This is a genomic window from Blautia sp. MSK20_18, from assembly GCF_020553125.1.
Lineage (GTDB): Bacteria > Bacillota > Clostridia > Lachnospirales > Lachnospiraceae > Blautia_A > Blautia_A fusiformis.
The window spans coordinates 33,800-51,234 of sequence record NZ_JAJCGR010000021.1 but is presented as its reverse complement, the minus strand read 5'-3'; the positions used below and the strand labels follow the sequence as shown (position 1 = coordinate 51,234).

General features: G+C 44.4%; 14 protein-coding genes. 2 read left to right on the top strand and 12 right to left on the bottom strand.

Features of this window, described 5'->3' with window-relative positions; translation table 11 throughout:
• Nucleotides 1–82: 82 nt before the first annotated feature.
• Entirely contained in the window at nt 83–307 is a 225-nt protein-coding gene (locus tag LI091_RS12170) for an HPr family phosphocarrier protein (protein ID WP_022426744.1), read from the bottom strand.
• 287 nt (nt 308–594) lie between these two features.
• Nucleotides 595–1,989, bottom strand: coding sequence for an amidophosphoribosyltransferase (gene purF, locus LI091_RS12165; protein ID WP_015525743.1), 1,395 nt, complete (start codon nt 1,987–1,989; stop codon nt 595–597).
• A gap of 391 nt (nt 1,990–2,380) precedes the next feature.
• On the opposite strand from purF, the gene LI091_RS12160 reads away from it, so the two are divergent.
• Both LI091_RS12160 and LI091_RS12155 read left to right on the top strand, forming a co-directional pair.
• Nucleotides 2,381–4,483, top strand: a complete 2,103-nt coding sequence (locus tag LI091_RS12160; RefSeq protein WP_110102042.1) for a glutamine synthetase III family protein — start codon at nt 2,381–2,383, stop codon at nt 4,481–4,483.
• A gap of 292 nt (nt 4,484–4,775) precedes the next feature.
• Complete coding sequence (locus LI091_RS12155) at nt 4,776–6,500, top strand: ammonium transporter (RefSeq protein ID WP_022426742.1); 1,725 nt, start codon at nt 4,776–4,778, stop codon at nt 6,498–6,500.
• Between the two features lie 110 nt (nt 6,501–6,610).
• Here the strand turns inward: LI091_RS12155 and LI091_RS12150 are convergent, their stop codons facing one another.
• From LI091_RS12150 to LI091_RS12105, 10 genes are all read right to left on the bottom strand, one after another.
• Nucleotides 6,611–7,261 (bottom strand): trimeric intracellular cation channel family protein, encoded by a 651-nt coding sequence (locus tag LI091_RS12150; RefSeq protein ID WP_022426741.1) that lies wholly within the window; start codon nt 7,259–7,261, stop codon nt 6,611–6,613.
• Nucleotides 7,262–7,478: 217 nt separating this feature from the next.
• The gene (locus LI091_RS12145; RefSeq protein ID WP_021651124.1) at nt 7,479–7,991 is read right to left on the bottom strand and encodes a transcription repressor NadR; all 513 of its coding nucleotides are present in this window, start codon (nt 7,989–7,991) and stop codon (nt 7,479–7,481) included.
• Between the two features lie 188 nt (nt 7,992–8,179).
• Nucleotides 8,180–9,034: a carboxylating nicotinate-nucleotide diphosphorylase gene (nadC, locus tag LI091_RS12140; RefSeq protein WP_021651122.1), complete on the bottom strand. Its 855-nt coding sequence runs from the start codon at nt 9,032–9,034 to the stop codon at nt 8,180–8,182.
• A gap of 101 nt (nt 9,035–9,135) precedes the next feature.
• Nucleotides 9,136–10,395: an FAD-binding protein gene (locus LI091_RS12135; protein WP_195634921.1), complete on the bottom strand. Its 1,260-nt coding sequence runs from the start codon at nt 10,393–10,395 to the stop codon at nt 9,136–9,138.
• A gap of 73 nt (nt 10,396–10,468) precedes the next feature.
• Nucleotides 10,469–11,374 (bottom strand): quinolinate synthase NadA, encoded by a 906-nt coding sequence (nadA, locus tag LI091_RS12130; RefSeq protein WP_195634922.1) that lies wholly within the window; start codon nt 11,372–11,374, stop codon nt 10,469–10,471.
• 6 nt (nt 11,375–11,380) lie between these two features.
• The gene (locus LI091_RS12125; protein WP_265191189.1) at nt 11,381–11,509 is read right to left on the bottom strand and encodes a hypothetical protein; all 129 of its coding nucleotides are present in this window, start codon (nt 11,507–11,509) and stop codon (nt 11,381–11,383) included.
• Between the two features lie 374 nt (nt 11,510–11,883).
• Nucleotides 11,884–12,804: a sugar phosphate isomerase/epimerase family protein gene (locus tag LI091_RS12120; RefSeq protein WP_195634923.1), complete on the bottom strand. Its 921-nt coding sequence runs from the start codon at nt 12,802–12,804 to the stop codon at nt 11,884–11,886.
• Nucleotides 12,801–14,909, bottom strand: a complete 2,109-nt coding sequence (locus tag LI091_RS12115) for a cytidylate kinase family protein (RefSeq protein ID WP_265191188.1) — start codon at nt 14,907–14,909, stop codon at nt 12,801–12,803. Before LI091_RS12115 ends, LI091_RS12120 begins: the two co-directional genes overlap by 4 nt.
• Before the next feature lie 45 nt (nt 14,910–14,954).
• Nucleotides 14,955–15,788, bottom strand: coding sequence for a sugar phosphate isomerase/epimerase family protein (locus tag LI091_RS12110; RefSeq protein ID WP_021651116.1), 834 nt, complete (start codon nt 15,786–15,788; stop codon nt 14,955–14,957).
• Nucleotides 15,789–15,990: 202 nt separating this feature from the next.
• A complete protein-coding gene (locus tag LI091_RS12105) occupies nt 15,991–16,995 on the bottom strand; it encodes a Gfo/Idh/MocA family protein (protein WP_015525730.1) in 1,005 nt (334 codons plus the stop codon).
• Between the last annotated feature and the right edge of the window lie 440 nt (nt 16,996–17,435).

The window sequence follows — 17,435 nt, the reverse complement described above, 5'->3', positions numbered from 1 at the left end:
TCAAACTGATCTCCTGTCTCTGCAGTCACGTCTGCCTTTTCTTTTTATGTCTTTCATATCTTGTCTGTCTCTGCACTGTCTGTCAGGCAACTGCATATTTCTGAAGGAAACGATCAAACTCATGATCCTCGCCATGACAGGTTACTGTAAGAACTCTGGTCAGATCCATGCTGAGGATTCCAAGAATAGATTTTGCATCAATTAAAATTCTGTTATATGAAATATCTACATCAAAATCACATTTACTTGCAGCCTTAACAAATTCTTTAACATCCTCTGTCGCATTCAATCTAATTTTTTTAGACATAAATATCATCCTCTCTTTTATCTCGGCAAAAAACCGGCCTTTTTTCGGCCTTGCTGTTTTCCTGTATATTCCAGACCAGCGGCCTTTTTCATCTGGCTGTTCCACATTATGTCTCATGTTGTCAGATTTGTCAAGTTGATGTTTTTTATCGTTTTTAAGAGTCTTTCTATAAAAACCCGGATTTTATATGACAAAATCCGGGTTTTTTATATATTTATTGTGCAGTTTTTACATTTTCGTTTTTCAATCCATTATTTTTTACTGTGAGATTAATTCCACATAGTTCATTAATCCTGTTTGATTTCTGCCGGTATTTCCATCGGATAATTGCCATCAAAACATGCTTTACACAGCGGAAGTCCACCTGCCATGCCTTCCAGATAATCGATCTGCATATAACCCAGGGAGTCTGCACCGATCATCTTACGGATTTCTTCCGTGCTGTGCTGTGCTGCGATGAGCTGGTCATTGGACGGCACATCGGTACCAAAATAACAGGGATGTAAAAATGGCGGGGAGCTGATACGTACATGGACTTCTTTTGCTCCTGCTTCTTTCAGCATGTGGATCAGATTGGCAATGGTAGTTCCGCGGACAATGGAATCATCCACCAGAACGATTCTCTTCCCCTTCACCACGGATTCCAGAACGCTCAGCTTCAGATGGACACTGGACTCTCTCTCCTGCTGTGTAGGCTTGATAAAAGTTCTTCCAATGTAACTGTTTTTATAGAACGCAAAGCCAAACGGGATTCCGGATTCCTCAGAATAGCCTTTTGCTGCCGGAAGTCCGGATTCCGGTACACCGGTCACCAGGTCCGCTTCTACCGGATAGGATTTTGCAAGAGATTTTCCTCCACGGATCCTTGCATCATAGATTTTCACGCCATCCATGGTGCTATCCAGTCTTGCAAAATAAATATATTCAAAAACACAATGAGCATGCTTTTTCTTCTCAGTCAGTTTACTGGATTTCAGTCCGTTCTTGGTGATCGTGACGATCTCACCCGGTTCAATATCACGGATAAATTCCGCTCCTACAGATGTCAGCGCGCAGCTTTCAGATGCAAGGACATAGGCATTATCTCTTTTTCCAAGACAGAGGGGTTTCAGTCCGTAAGGATCACGGGCACCGATCAGCTTCCGGGGGCTCATGATCACAAGAGCATATCCTCCGCGGATCTTCTCTACGGTTTTATGTACTGCTTCCTCTACAGTGGCAGAATGCACACGTTCTCTTGCGATATGGAACGCGATAACCTCTGAGTCGGTAGTTGTATGGAAAATTGCGCCTGTCTGAATCAACTCCCATTTCAGAGCTTCTGTATTAACCAGATTTCCGTTGTGCGCAAGTGCCAGACTTCCCTTGATATAAGAAAGTACCAGCGGCTGTGCATTCTCTGCGACAGATTCTCCGGTGGTGGAATAACGAACATGTCCGATTCCAATATCACCATTCATATTATGTACAACATCTTTTCGCAAAACTTCGCTTACCAGTCCGAGATCTTTATGGAACTGTACGTTTCCTCTTTCTCCGTCCGTCCTTGAAACGGCCATTCCGCAGGACTCCTGTCCCCTGTGCTGCAGCGAGGTAAGACCATAATAAATAGATGGTGCAATATTCCCTCCATCCAGATCATAAATCCCGAATACGCCACATTCTTCCTTTACTCCTGACATATTTCCCTCCATCTGTTCTTTCCGTATTGTACATCTTTGTCACTGGTCAAAAAGCTTCTTTTGCCTCAATCACTTATAGCGATTGCTGACTTTTCGACTGTATAACTACGATATCAGATTATAATAAAAGGACAAGATTTGTCAACCCTGCCTATTTTCCGACAGTCCGATCGCCCTGGTCAATTTTTTAGATTTTTTCAAAAAAGCTCTTGACAATATTTTATTTTGGTGTATACTGCAACACATAAAGCAAAGGCGCTTTGGATACGGCAAGTATCTGAAGCGCTTTTTTTGTTTTCCGGTCCGTTTATACCCGGTTCTTCCGGCAGCGGTCCTTATAAAATAATTAAAAATTATAATGAATGAGTGAAATCGAAAGGAGTGTACCTATATGGCACAGAGTATCCCTGAAATGTATGGCAGCCTTGTATTCAATGACAAAGTGATGCGAAGCAAACTGCCAAAGGACATGTACAAAGCATTAAAGAAAACAATTGAAAACGGAACTCATCTGGAACTGGACGTTGCAAATTCCGTAGCAGTTGCAATGAAAGAATGGGCTACTGAAAACGGTGCGACACATTACACACACTGGTTCCAGCCGATGACAAACGTAACTGCTGAGAAGCATGACAGCTTCATCTCCCCTACAGGTGACGGACAGGTGATCATGGATTTCTCCGGTAAAGAGCTGGTAAAAGGTGAGCCGGATGCATCCAGCTTCCCGTCAGGCGGACTTCGTGCTACTTTTGAAGCAAGAGGATATACAGCATGGGATCCTACTTCACCTGCATTCATTAAAGATAAAACTCTTTACATTCCTACTGCATTCTGTTCCTACAGCGGAGAGGCACTGGATAAGAAAACTCCTCTTCTTCGTTCCATGGATGTTCTGAACAAAGAAGCGGTTCGTATTCTTCACATCCTTGGAAACAAAGAGGTCCGTCACATCGACACAACCGTAGGACCTGAGCAGGAATATTTCCTGGTTGACAAGGATCTTTACAAAAAGAGAAAAGACCTGATCTTCTGCGGCCGTACTCTTCTGGGCGCTTCTGCACCAAAAGGACAGGAAATGGAAGATCATTACTTCGGAGCCCTGAAGCCTCGCGTTGCTGCTTACATGCATGATCTTGACGAAGAACTTTGGAAGCTTGGCATTCCAGCAAAAACAAAACATAACGAGGTTGCTCCTGCACAGCACGAACTGGCTCCTGTATTTGATACCACAAATGTTGCTGTTGACCACAACCAGCTGACCATGGAGATCATGAAGAAGGTTGCCGACAAGCACAACATGGTCTGCCTCCTTCACGAGAAACCATTTGAGGGAATCAACGGAAGCGGTAAACACAACAACTGGTCTATGAGCACAGACACAGGTGTAAACCTTCTTGATCCAGGAAAAACACCGGCAGAAAATACACAGTTCCTGGTATTCCTGGTAGCTGTCATCAAAGCCGTTGACGATTATGCTGATCTTCTCCGCGTATCCGTTGCAAGCGCCGGAAACGATCATCGTCTTGGAGCAAACGAGGCACCTCCTGCGATCGTATCCATCTTCCTTGGAGATGAGCTGACAGACGTACTGAAATCTATTGAAAACGATACCTTCTTCAGCAATAAGCATGCGGTACAGATGGATATCGGAGCAAAGGTACTTCCGCACTTCATAAAGGATACCACAGACAGAAACCGTACTTCACCATTTGCATTTACCGGAAACAAATTTGAGTTCCGTATGCTTGGTTCTGCAGCATCTGTCGCAAACCCGAACATCGTACTGAATACCGCTGTTGCAGAGGTTCTTGCAGAATTCAGCGCAGCTCTTAAGGATGTTCCGGAAGAAGAAATGGAAAACGCAGTACATGCACTTCTTAAGAAGACCATTGAAGAGCATAAACGCATCATCTTTAACGGAAACGGATATACAGACGAATGGGTTGAAGAAGCTGAGAAACGTGGTCTCTACAATCTGAAAACAACTCCGGATGCACTTCCGCATTTCATTGCTGAGAAGAACATTGCGCTGTTTACAAAGCATGGCATTTTTACAAAGGAAGAGCTTTTCTCCCGTTACGAGATCTGGCTTGAGAACTATTACAAGACCATCAACATCGAGTCCAACACTCTGGCTGAGATGATCCAGAAGCAGGTAATTCCTTCTGTATATACATATGTTGAAAAGCTTGCAGATACTGCAGCTGCAAAGAAATCCGTAGTAGCTGATATTTCTGTAGCAAGTGAAGCTGCTCTGATCTCCAAACTGAGTACACTTGCAGACACCATGGCAAAAGATCTGGAAACTCTGAAAGCAGATACAGCAAAAGCTCTTGCTTCTTCTGACGATGTACTTGCATGCTCCAAGGCTTATCAGGAAACTGTTCTGGAAGACATGGAAACTTTAAGAAAATCTGCAGATGAGGCAGAGGCTCTGATCCCGGATGAGTTACTTCCTTATCCGACCTACGACGAGCTGTTATTCTCCATCTGATCACGGATATCAGATAACAATTTCATACGGTAAATACAGGGGATATCCCTTATGAACTCTACTTCATAATTCATTATCGATTTCCTCATCCATTAATCACACGATACAGATATCCCCTGTTTTACATATACTAATTTTGATTTCGTAAAGGCGCGGAAGAGAATTTCCTCTCTCCTGCGCTTTTTCGTTATACTGATACTGGATAAATTATATCTATTTTTTCTGTCCGGTATTACAAAAATTCTTTCTATACATAATAGGAAAGAAAAAAATTGGGAAAGGGAGTGTTACTATGTATTCTTCAGTAAACACAACTTGGGTCCTCGTCGGTGCAGCACTGGTCTTCTTCATGCAGGCTGGATTTGCAATGGTCGAAACAGGATTCACAAGAGCAAAAAACGCTGGAAATATCATCATGAAAAACCTGATGGACTTCTGTATCGGTACACCGGTCTTCTGGCTGGTTGGATTTGGCATCATGTTCGGTGCAGGAAACGGTTTCTTCGGCAAGATCGGCGGAATCGCCTCAGAGGCAAACTACGGAAACGCAATGCTTCCGGATGGAGTTCCTTTCTGGGCATTTCTCATCTTCCAGACTGTATTCTGTGCTACTTCTGCTACCATCGTATCCGGTGCCATGGCAGAGCGTACTAAATTCATCTCCTACTGTATCTACAGTTTACTGATTAGTCTCGTTGTATATCCGGTATCCGGTCACTGGATTTGGGGCGGCGGCTTTATCAGCCAGATGGGATTTCATGATTTCGCAGGTTCCTGTGCCGTTCACATGGTTGGTGGTGTTGCTGCACTGATCGGTGCCATCATCCTCGGACCTCGTATCGGAAAATATTCCAAATCCGGTAAATCCAGAGCAATCCCGGGACATAACCTTACGGTTGGTGCACTTGGTGTATTCATTCTCTGGTTCTGCTGGTTCGGTTTCAACGGTGCATCTACTGTCAGCATGGAAGGCGATGCCATTGTAAGCGCCGGAAAGATCTTCGTAACAACAAACCTTGCAGCTGCTGTTGCTACTGTAACAGTTATGCTGATCACATGGATCCGCTATAAAAAACCGGATGTTTCCATGTCCCTGAACGGTTCTCTTGCAGGACTGGTAGCCATCACAGCAGGCTGTGATACCGTATCTCCTACATCTGCAGCTATCATCGGAATCCTCTCCGGATTCATTGTAGTATTTGGTATTGAATTTGTTGATAAAGTTCTCAAAATTGATGACCCGGTTGGTGCTGTTGGCGTTCACGGTCTTAACGGTGCTTTCGGAACTCTTGCTGTCGGTCTTTTCTCCGACGGTGCAGGTACCGAGTGGAAAGGTCTTCTCACAGGCGGTGGTTTCCATGGCTTCGGTGTTCAGTTTATTGGTATGGTTATCACCATCGCATGGGTTGCTGTTACTATGACAATTATCTTCCAGGTGATCAAACACACCATCGGTCTTCGTGTTTCCGCAGAGGAAGAGATCGCAGGTCTGGATATGAAAGAGCATGGCCTCGCAAGTGCTTACGATGGATTCTTTGTACAGGATACCATGACAAAGGCTCCGACTCCAATGGGAACTTCCGTAAAAGCCCCTGTTGTAAAACATGCTCCTTCTGCTCCTGCTGAATCTGTTCCTGAAATTCCTGCAGACGGCGTACACAAACTGACAAAGGTTGTTATCATCACACGTCAGAACAAGCTAGATGAGTTTATGCAGGCTATGAACGAGATCGGCGTAACCGGTATCACTATCACAAACGTTATGGGCTGTGGTGTTCAGAAGGGTGCTCCAACCTACTATCGTGGTGTTGAAGTCGACATGAACCTCCGTCCGAAGGTTAAGATCGAGATCGTTGTAAGTCTTGTACCGGTTCAGAAGGTTATTGATACTGCCAAAGAAGTTCTTCATACCGGTCAGATCGGTGATGGTAAGGTCTTCGTTTACGATATCGAAAACGTTGTCAAGATCCGTACCGGCGAGGAAGGCTTCCTGGCTCTGCAGGATACAGACGCATGATTCTCTTATGAGAGGAACAGATAAAATCTTCTACGCAATATAAACCAAATAAAAGCCAAAAAGCTCCGGAACATTATTCCTTAAATGTTCCGGAGCTTTTCATATCTTTTTTATTCTCTTCTCAGTCTCGGCAGATTCCACCGGTAATGTGCCGCCAGGTACCGGATCAGGATCACTACTACCGTTCCGATCACCATGGCCGGCACTCCGCCCCACAGCCTGTATATCCAAACACAGGCAATGGCCCCTACAATAGACGCACAGGCATAAATATGGCGCACAAAAATATATGGCGGTACTCCTGCCATCATATCACGGATAAGGCCGCCTCCAACTCCTGTGACAGTCCCAAGAAATACAAGAAAAAATGTTCTTTCCATATACCCCTGGGAAATCCCCTTATCAACCCCCATGACAGTAAACACACCAAGGCCAACCGTATCCATCACCAGCATCACCTTATCATAGACCAGCCGGTTCCCGCCTTCCAAAAGCTCCTGCTTCCAGTACATTACTGCAAATACAATACAGGACGTCACGGTTGCCACAATGGTATACAGCGGATCCTGAAACATTCCCGGCGGCACGATTCCCAGGATAATATCCCTGGTAGCTCCTCCGCCCACTGCAGTCACCACTCCAAGAACGCAGACCCCGAAAATATCCATTCCTCTCTGCGCCCCCACCATAGCTCCGGAAGCAGCAAACGCAATAGTTCCTGCCATCTCCAGCATAAATGTAAACATACTCTGATAATCCATTTCCCCCTCCATGCATATCAAGCCGTATTTTTTCTCACCCTCATATCTGCATCCTGTTTTCCCTGTCTGCACATTTCCACAAGGTGCACATTTCCGCAGGGTACAAGAAGGAACCCTGCCATGCAGGATTCCTTCTCCTATTTTCGTGGTCACTATATTTTCATATTAACAGAATTTTCTCATTCTGTATATCTTTTCTTTTTGTATCTGACTTCTGCTATTCTGCTTCGATCAGAAATCCTCGCCGTTTCAGCATATCCTGGATCATATCCAGGATTTCCTCGGATTCTGCTTCTACTTTATGATAATGATAATCCGATGTGATATTCTTCAGAGGACTGGACTTGCCGCTTCGGATATCCTCCATAAAATTCTCAACCTGGCGTCTGGAACTGATATTCAGTTCTGCCTCGATATGTCCGTAAACTCTGTGATTCACCATTACGTTGATCACTTTTCCGCCAAGATCCACAATCCCGCAGAGCTCGTTCTCCAGATCCGCATCTGTATGATGCACCTTGAATATCCGACTCACAGTATGGGGAGCAGTAAAAATATACCCTCTATTGGTGGAGATCACATCATTCCCCTCCGCGCGTATCAGCGCAATATCCTGCACGATCACCTGTCTGCTGACCTGAAATGTTCTGGCCAAAGCACTTCCTGAGACCGGCCGTTCACTGTTTTTAATTTGATCCATGATCGCTGTCCTGCGTTCTGAACCAGTCATTTAAGTTCCCCTTTCCTGGCTGTGCCTGTACTTTTTGTTCCGATACCTCTCTCCTTCATTCTCGCGATCTCTCCACCCCGGCCCGACATCACCTGCTATGCCTCTGCTTCCGGCAATTCACGCTTCTTTTCTGATATTCGGGGTATTTCCTGTCACAGCACTCGGTATTCTGTAAAATCCTGCATTTTTCAGGAAAGCGGATGAAGATTCTTAAGCGAAATATCAAGGATCGGTGCAGAATGCGTTAATGCACCACTTGATACATAGTCTACACCAACATCCCTGATCTTTGCAATGTTTTCTTTTGTAACATTTCCAGAACATTCAGTTTTTGCTCTTCCGCCGATCAGCTGCACCGCTTCTTTCATCATCTCCGGAGTCATGTTATCAAGCATGATGATATCTGCGCCGGCCTCAACAGCTTCTTTTACCTGATCAAGAGTTTCTACCTCAACTTCGATCTTGCGGACAAAAGGAGCGTACTCCTGCGCCATTTTTACAGCATTCGCAACGCTTCCTGCTGCTCCGATGTGATTGTCTTTCAAAAGAACTCCATCTGAAAGATTATATCTGTGGTTCTGTCCGCCACCTACACGAACAGCATATTTCTCAAAAATACGCATATTCGGCGTCGTTTTTCTGGTATCCAGCAATGTGATCCCTGTTCCTTCAAGAAGTGACGCAACCGAATGTGTATAGGTTGCGATCCCGCTCATTCTCTGAAGATAATTCAGTGCCACACGCTCGCCGGAAAGAAGCACCCGGATATCTCCTGTAACTTTTCCCATTTTCTGACCTTTTTTTACTTCATCGCCATCCTTGCAGAACAGCTCCACTTTTGTGTCAGCATCCAGAAGCGTAAATACACGGCTGAAGATTTCCAGTCCCGCAATGATTCCATCCTCTTTACAGATCAGATCTACCTCTCCCGGAACTGCTTCTTTCATAACAGAGTTTGTGGTAACGTCTTCGCTTGAAATATCTTCCTTTAAAGCCTCCAGGATCAGGTGATCTACCTGAAGTGTCATTGTGATCTTATTCATTTTACAATACCTTCTCTTTCTTAATTATCACAGCAGCCCTGTTCTCCAAAGCAAGGCTGCTCCTGTCTTTCATAATACGGATATTTATATTCCAGCTGCATTTATGCCGCACCTGCAGCACTTTTCTTTTCTGCTGAGATTGCTTTGGCTGCACGTTTTGCAAATACAAGGCTCTCCAGCAGGGAATTACTTGCCAGTCTGTTCGCGCCATGTACACCGTTGCAGCTGGTTTCTCCCACTGCATAAAGCTGGTCCATGCTGGTCTTGCTGTTAGAATCCACCCAGATACCGCCCATGAAATAATGCTGAGCAGGAACAACAGGGATGCATTCTTTTGTCACATCATAGCCTTCTTCCAGACACCTCTGATAAATATTCGGAAAATGATTCAGGATCGTATCTTTATCAATATTCTCCATGGAAAGCCATACATGGTCTGTTCCTTCTTTTTTCATTTCTTCCCGGATCGCATTTGTTACTACATCTCTTGGAAGAAGTTCATTGACAAAACGCTCTTTTTTGCTGTTATAAAGTACTGCACCTTCTCCTCGAACCGATTCTGAGATCAGGAATCTGCGGCCCGGTTTCTTGGAATACAGCGTTGTCGGATGGATCTGCACATAATCCAGATGTTCCAGACGCACATTGTGTTTTTTTGCAATATCAAGAGCATCCCCTGTAAGATGCGGATAGTTGGTGGAATGCGCATATCTTCCTCCGATCCCGCCGCTGGCCAGGATCGTATCCTGTGCATAAATCTCTACCGGGATTTCTCCGCCAGGCTGGATCTCTTCCTGGGTTTTCACTGCTTTTCCGGCTTCCATAGCTTCAAGACGTGCCCTGTTCGCTTCTGCGGAAACTACCTTCAGACCTGTACATTTGCCGTTTTCCACAAGAATATCCTGCATGGTAGTATATTCCAGAATTGTTACATTTTCAAGCTTCAGGACTTGCTGGAGCAGTTTTTCGGAAATTTCTTTTCCTGTGATATCCTCATGATAAAGGATCCTCGGTCTGGAATGTGCACCTTCTCTTGTATAGGCAAAATCATCTCCATCCATCTTGAAATCCACACCATATCCGACAAGGTCATTAATGATGTCTCTGGAGCCTCGGATCATAATGTCTACCGACTCTTTTCTGTTTTCGTAATGTCCTGCCTTCATGGTATCTTCAAAATAGCTGTCGTAATCGTTTTCATCACGAAGCACACAGATTCCCCCCTGCGCCAGGAAAGAATCACTACTCCTCATATCCTCTTTTGTGATGATCACGATCTTTTTGTCCCGCGGAAGCTTCAAGGCACTGAACATACCTGCAACACCTGTTCCCACGATCACTACGTCTGTTTTAATTCTCATTGCTTTTCGCCTCTCTGTCTTGATTTCTCTTTTCAGCCAACTCAGACAAATCTTTTATACAAATGTGTTTTATTTATTTTGCCAGTTCCAGCATCCGCTCCAGCGGTCTCTTCGCGTTTTCACGTGTCTCGTCTGTTACATGAACCTCATTCTCCCCGGTTTTCAGAACGTGGAGAACTTTTTCCAGAAATACTTTTTTCATGTTTTTGCAGATCGGTACGGTTTCTGTGAAGTAGAATTTTTTATCCGGGCATGTAGTTTCCAGCTTATACTGAACGCCACATTCTGTGCAGATGATAAACTCTTTATTGTCACTTTCCTGTGCATATTTGATGATTCCAGATGTGCTTCCGATGTAATCAGCCTGTTTCAGAACTGTCTGAGGACATTCCGGATGTGCCAGAACCAGTGCATCCGGGTGCGCTTCTTTTGCTGCTTTTACTTCTTCCGGATCCATAAATTCATGGACAATACAGAAACCTTCATTATAAATAAAGTTCTTCTCAGGAACCTGTTCTGCAATAAAATGTGCAAGATTTCTGTCCGGGATAAAAAAGATGTTTTTGTTCGGAAGCGCTTTTACGATCTTTACTGCATTTGCGGAAGTAACACATACATCAGAAAGCTCCTTCAATGCTGCTGTGGAATTAATGTAACAGACAACTGCCACATCGTCATATTCCTCTCGCACCTTGCGGATGCCTTCTTCTGTTGCCATATGAGCCATCGGACAGTCTGCATCCATGGCAGGCATCAGAACAGTTTTATCCGGACTTAAGATCTTCGCGCTCTCTCCCATAAATCCTACTCCACAGAACACGATTGTCTTCTCTTTCGCACTAGCTGCGATCTTGCTGAGATAAAAGGAATCTCCTATATAATCAGCTACATCCTGTACTTCGGGACGCACGTAGTAGTGTGCAAGGATGATGGCATCTTTTTCTTTTTTTAATTTCTGGATTTCTTCTGCAACTGTCATTATCTTTCACCTTTCCTGCAGGATTTCTTTTTTGAGTTCCTGCTTTTGCTTTCTAGTACAGCAAATATTAAGTAACCGCCATATTGACTTGTCTGATTTTTCATCTGCTGCGTTGTCGTCAATCGTTGTAGCCACCGCTACGCCTCATTCCTCCGCCTTGCAGATGAAGAAATCATCCTGCGTCAATATAGCAGAAACTTAATTTTCACTGTACTAGTCTTTATTATGCAGATGCTTCTGATCTGCTTTTTTATTATCATGTAACTTTTTTCAAAACATCTTACACATAATACCACAGTCCTTTACATGTGACAAGACAGTTGTTTGATATATATAAAGTTTTTTTGTAAAGAAAGACATCAAAAAACACGGTTTCCACAATGAAACTTTCATCCTGGAAACCGTGTTTCTGCACGCATTCCTTATTTTATTATTCTTATTCGCCATTCTGCGTACTGTCAGCTGCTCATTTATTGCAGTTTTCCTTCTGATCTGCCGCGATTACCCGATCATTTTCCCAGCAGTTCTCTCTCAATCCGCTCTCTTGCTTCCGGTGCCTGCTTATCCATCTTTTCCGGAAAACCAAACATGGAAACGCAGGCAATGTTATCGCCGCCGGCTTTCGGTGCATTCGGTTTCAGCTGCTTGCTGGCAAAATCCATTTCTCTCAATATTTCAAAAATACCATCAAAATCCACATCACCCTCACCCATTGCAAGATGCTGATGTACCGTCACATCCGCTTTTCCACGGCCATTCAGCCACGGTGGATTTAAAATGTATCTGCAGTCCATGGTCTGGTTAAAGGTATCCGCAAAAAGTACATGGGTCAGTTCATCTCCCGCATATTTCAGCATGGACCGCACATCTCCTTTGCCCTCATCGTAGAAGAAGCCGTGAGGAGAAGAATACACATAACCAAGGTTTGGAGAACGGAAGGATTTCACCATATCACAGGTCTCATTATTCAGCTCACAGAAATCATAAGGATGAGACTGGATCTCCACACGGATACCCTCACGCTCGATCAGCGGAAGCAATTCCTCCATGGATCTAAACCACATTCCATTGCAGATCTCCTGCTGGTTCGGATCACCCGAAAGCTCTGTATTGATAACCTTCACTCCCATATCTCCGGCGATCTGGATCATCCGTTTCCAGTTTGCAACTGCAAACTGTCTCTGTTCCTCCGTCGGACCAGACCAGCGATACACCACGATAAAGGACGAAATCTCAACGCCAGTCTCTTTAAGAGCCTGTCTGTATTCCTGTTCACATTCTTTTGAAAACAGTGGATGCTTATAGAACGGATTGATCCTCGGATGCGGAGACTGTTCAATATATTTATATCCCCAGTCCGCCACCTGATGGACCATACGGTTGATATCCATCTGTTTTGCAAGAACATCTACGTCAAATGCGATCTTCATGATGCATTCCCTCCTTTTTCCTCTTCTTTATTCCGGATATAATCCAGGATCAGGCTGGCCGCTCCGGCTGCACCTGTTTTGGATACATTGATCACCATATCGTAATAATGGGGATCGTCTCTGCGGATTCCGGTAAACTTCTCATAGTATTCATTTCGGATCTGATCACGTTTCTCCAGTTCTCCAAGAGACTGGCCTTTATAATATTCCTGGCCCTCTTTTTCCCGGTAAGCATCATCTGCATAAACGAAAAAGCTGTATGCATGTGGCTCTCCACGAAGCACATAGTTGGCACATCTTCCCAGGAATACACCTGGTCTTCTCTCAGAAAGCTCACGGATGATCCGGCTCTGCACCTCAAACATCTGAACACCTGTATAATCTGCTGCCGCACCTGCCGATGAATGTCCATACGGGGAAAATGTAAGCTCAGAATCCTCATAATTGTAGGAATCCAGATACTGCCTTACACTTTCCAGATCTGCTTTTTCCATACCGAACTTTTCTGCCATAAGACAGATGATCTGACGATCATAAACCTTGCAGTCCAGTGCTTTTGCAACATCCTCGGCAATCTTTCTTCCACTGCTGCCATACAGTCTTCCAATTGCCACGTTGATCCGGTTTCCGGAAGCTTCCGGTAACGGCATGGACTGAATCTCGCCCGGCACAGAGACGCTTTCCTCTCCCGATTCTCGCTGGATCAGTTCACGCATCATTTTGTCATAAACTTTGTCCAGCTGGTAGCATGCTGCGATCACAAACATCACTACCCAGATTGCTATCGGAACATACAGATAAAATCCCTTGATCACGCGGATTGCCTCTGCAGACTGCTCTGCCGCTGTCGCCTTTGTTCCGTCAAAGTATGCCGCCGAAAGAATTCCTCCCATAATAGCAGAAGTCAGTCCGGAACCGGCTTTCTGACCCATGCTCATAGATGAGAACATCAGACCCTCCACACGCTTGCCTGTTTTCCACTGGCCATACTCAATAGCATCGCTTGGAAGAGAATACTGCACACCATAGAATGGGGCGATTCCGATACCTCTCATGATACAGGTTACAACACCAAGCGAAACACTGGTAATATTCATCAGGAACAGAAGCTGTCCTGCAACGCCCAGGATGCAGCCGACACAGATGAGATTTCTTTTTCCATAGCGGGGAAGCACCTTCGGCAAAAGGGCAATTCCTGCCACAGTTGCCAGTTTCTCAGCTGCGGAAAGAGGCATGACGAGGTCTACATTTCCGAGTACATACTGGCAGTAATAGGTAAGGTCCGTTCCGATAATAATCTGATATGCGGTATAAAAGATCATCAGCCCCAGAGCGATAAGGAAATACCGGTTGGTAACGGTTGCTTTAAATGCTTCCACAAAAGGAATATCTTCCTTTTCCTGTTTTGCTGCAGAAACACGCTCTGTACAGACAATATAAGTATTCACAAGTACACCGACAGAAATGATCGCATAGCCGGCAGTTACCAGGATCCAGGCCATCTGCTGATTGCCGGTAATATTCGCTACGATATTGATCAGCGGCAGTGTGAACGCAGTAATGATCATACTTGCTGTGATCGACAATACCATGCGGATGTTACAGATCACATCACGTTCACGACGGTCACGGCTCATCAGAGATCCCAGTGCATGGAATGGCTGGCTGATAGCAGTGTATACAACCGTATTCATGATATTATAGGTAACAAAAGCATAGATGATCTTTCCCATATTTCCCATTGGCGGCATGGTGAACAAAAGCACCGCTGCCAGCGCATAAGGAACCGCAAGTCTTAAGATCCAGATCCTGGCTTTTCCATACTTGGAATGAGTCCGGTCGATAATAGTTCCCATCAGCACATCGGAAAATCCATCAAAAACACGGGACAAAAGCATGATCATTCCTACCGCACCTGCTGATATTCCAACAACGTTGGTATAAAAATAGATCAGCAGAGTTGTAGTCATGGTATACATCAAGGTCAGTGCCGGATCACCAAAACAGTATGCCAGCTTTTCCGACAACGGAACCTTGATGAATTCATTCAAGTCTTTCCCCTTCTGCTTGTAATTCAACAATTCAGGGATTCCCTTACCAGCCATAGTATCTACCTCCTATCGGTTTAAGGTCGGACCTTTCTGAATGAATTATCCGAAATATTTCTGCACAAAGTCTCTGGTAACTTCCGCAGCCTTTTTCACGTTGTCCTCATGGCTCATTGCATAGTACTCCGGACGGAACTCTTCGATGGTGCAAACGCCATCAAAACCAATCTCCTTCAGTGCAGCTGCGATTCCTGCATGATCTACAACACCCTCACCCGGCCACAGTCTCTTGTCGTCTCCGCAGGAGCCAAGCGGAAGATCCTCACAGTCATTTAAATGGTATGCAAAAATCTTCTTGCCATCAGCAGCTCTCAGGTCCTCAAGGCGGGAGCACATCTCATGGAAATGGAAGGTATCCACGGTAACGCCTACATTATCTCTGTCTACTGCTTTTACCACATCATAGGCTGTTCCAAACTGGTTGATGGAGCAGTTCGGTGCACCACAGAACTCCAAGGAGATCTTCATATCCGCGCCAACCTTATCGGAAAGATAACGAAGACGTGCAACTGCTTCTTCTTTGATCTCACTGACAGATTTGTCTTTTACATCAAAGCTTGGAACGGTGATCAGCATTTTCATTCCGATCGCTTTGGAAACCTTCAGGATAAAATCAACTTCTTCGTCAATCTCTTTTTCCCCTGCCTCATCTCTCTGGTTAAAGAAGATCAGAGTGTTGTATGCCCATGGTTTCAGATGATGATTCTTAAACCAGTCTGCAAGTTCTTCCAGTGTATGCTCTTTGAGATAGTCCTTTACGCAGTCAAAGCGGATCTCAATATAATCAAAACCATATTTCTCGCACATCTCCAGGTCTGCCATAAGAGACTGTCCTTTACATTCCAGTGCAGTTGCTTCATTAAATCCTAATTTCATCTTCAATACCCTCCATATGTTTTTACTTTTCAGCCAATTTTTCCGGTTAATCTCACCGGCAGGTTTTCCACTGCAGTTTCAACAAAGCCGAAGCGGAATCGGATCCTGCCGGTAACTGCCGCCGCAGACTCATTGGGGAAGTCTGTAGCAATAAGTTGGTATGATAACTCACACTTGATGAGGTGGAGCTCGTAAAATATATTTATTTATAAAATTCCGGCTTCTCAACTGCTGAAACGATTTTCTCGATCTGTCCGGTTTCCTGCGCTTTTACAAGAGCATCTGCTGTGATCGCTGCCAGGTATCCATCCCATGCATTCGGTCCTGTGATCACTCCTGCCTCTGCGTTATCAACCCAGTCCTGAACCTCTTTATCATAAGCGTCTTTAAATCTTACGAAGCAGTCTGTGTCAATAGCAGTGGACACTGCCGCATTCTTGCGGATAGACGGATAAGCCGGCTGTGCCATTTTCAGTGCACCGTCCTCACATACAACTTCACAGTTGATGTCATATCCAAACTTGCAGTTTACAAATACTTCTACATCAATGCATACACCTTTTTTAGTACGGAGCATCATGATCTGCGGATCCTTCAGCTCAGAGTGGGAATATTTCGTCACTTTTGGCATTACTACCTGTGCTGATTCATACTCATCATCTACAAGCCAGTGAAGGACATCGATCTCATGGATTGCGGTATCGTGCACAGCCATTGGTGTATTGTAATTGGTACCTACCTCCGGATTTCTGTGTGTACAGTGAAGGATCAGCGGCTCGCCGTATTCTCCGGTTGCAAGTGCTTCCTTGATCTGCTGATATCCCTTGTCATAGCGTCTCATAAATCCAAGCTGGATGAGATGTTTGCCGGCTGCCTCCTCTGCCTTTACTACTTTCAGGCAGTCCTCAGCAGTTGTACATAATGGTTTCTCACAGAAAATCCTCTTACCGGCCTCGATCGCCTGAAGAAGAGAATCTACATGTGCGAAGCCCGGAGATACGATAAATACTGCATCTACGTTCTCTGCATTGATGAGCTCCTTACTGTCTGCATAGACTTTTGCTCCGCAGATCTCGGCTGCTTTCCTGGCACTTTCCTCAAATACATCGGAAACAGCTACTACTTCTGCTCCCTGGATCTTCTCTGTCAGTCTTCTGATATGATCTCTTCCCATTCCGCCGCATCCGATAACTCCTACTCTTAACATTTTAAATTCCTCCGTTCATTTTTTATTGTTTTCTGTTTTTGTGTTCTTTTTGATGATGTTATATTATCATTTTGTGCACGTGAACGCAATGTCTTTTTTGTACAAAAATTCCATTTTGTTTTTATGCGATTTTCACTATTTGTTACTTCATTCACATATTTTGTTTGTTTTACAGTATTTTTTCGGCATTCACTCACATTTTTGCATCTATAAAATGACTTACTATGCTTATTACAAACGTTGTTCATATAGCGTTTTATTATGTGCACCAGAACGCAATATTTCATTTCCCTTATACCCTAGTAGAGTTTATGTAGAATATTATTGTATTTCAACACATAAAGAGTTATACTTATATGTAGTTTTATTCAAAATACACAAATGCATTTTTCATACTTTATTTAACCGAACTTTAAGGATAAAAGCTTCTCTCAGAAATC

What these genes read in the sequence shown, in the direction of transcription:
- LI091_RS12160 (WP_110102042.1), top strand. Translation starts at nt 2,381, where the DNA reads ATGGCACAGAGTATCCCTGAAATGTATGGCAGCCTTGTATTCAATGAC.
- nadC (WP_021651122.1), bottom strand. Translation starts at nt 9,034, where the DNA reads ATGAATAAGATCACAATGACACTTCAGGTAGATCACCTGATCCTGGAG.
- LI091_RS12150 (WP_022426741.1), bottom strand. Translation starts at nt 7,261, where the DNA reads ATGGATTATCAGAGTATGTTTACATTTATGCTGGAGATGGCAGGAACT.
- LI091_RS12105 (WP_015525730.1), bottom strand. Translation starts at nt 16,995, where the DNA reads ATGTTAAGAGTAGGAGTTATCGGATGCGGCGGAATGGGAAGAGATCAT.
- LI091_RS12135 (WP_195634921.1), bottom strand. Translation starts at nt 10,395, where the DNA reads ATGAGAATTAAAACAGACGTAGTGATCGTGGGAACAGGTGTTGCAGGT.
- purF (WP_015525743.1), bottom strand. Translation starts at nt 1,989, where the DNA reads ATGTCAGGAGTAAAGGAAGAATGTGGCGTATTCGGGATTTATGATCTG.
- LI091_RS12110 (WP_021651116.1), bottom strand. Translation starts at nt 15,788, where the DNA reads ATGAAATTAGGATTTAATGAAGCAACTGCACTGGAATGTAAAGGACAG.
- LI091_RS12115 (WP_265191188.1), bottom strand. Translation starts at nt 14,909, where the DNA reads ATGGCTGGTAAGGGAATCCCTGAATTGTTGAATTACAAGCAGAAGGGG.
- nadA (WP_195634922.1), bottom strand. Translation starts at nt 11,374, where the DNA reads ATGACAGTTGCAGAAGAAATCCAGAAATTAAAAAAAGAAAAAGATGCC.
- LI091_RS12170 (WP_022426744.1), bottom strand. Translation starts at nt 307, where the DNA reads ATGTCTAAAAAAATTAGATTGAATGCGACAGAGGATGTTAAAGAATTT.
- LI091_RS12155 (WP_022426742.1), top strand. Translation starts at nt 4,776, where the DNA reads ATGTATTCTTCAGTAAACACAACTTGGGTCCTCGTCGGTGCAGCACTG.
- LI091_RS12145 (WP_021651124.1), bottom strand. Translation starts at nt 7,991, where the DNA reads ATGACTGGTTCAGAACGCAGGACAGCGATCATGGATCAAATTAAAAAC.
- LI091_RS12120 (WP_195634923.1), bottom strand. Translation starts at nt 12,804, where the DNA reads ATGAAGATCGCATTTGACGTAGATGTTCTTGCAAAACAGATGGATATC.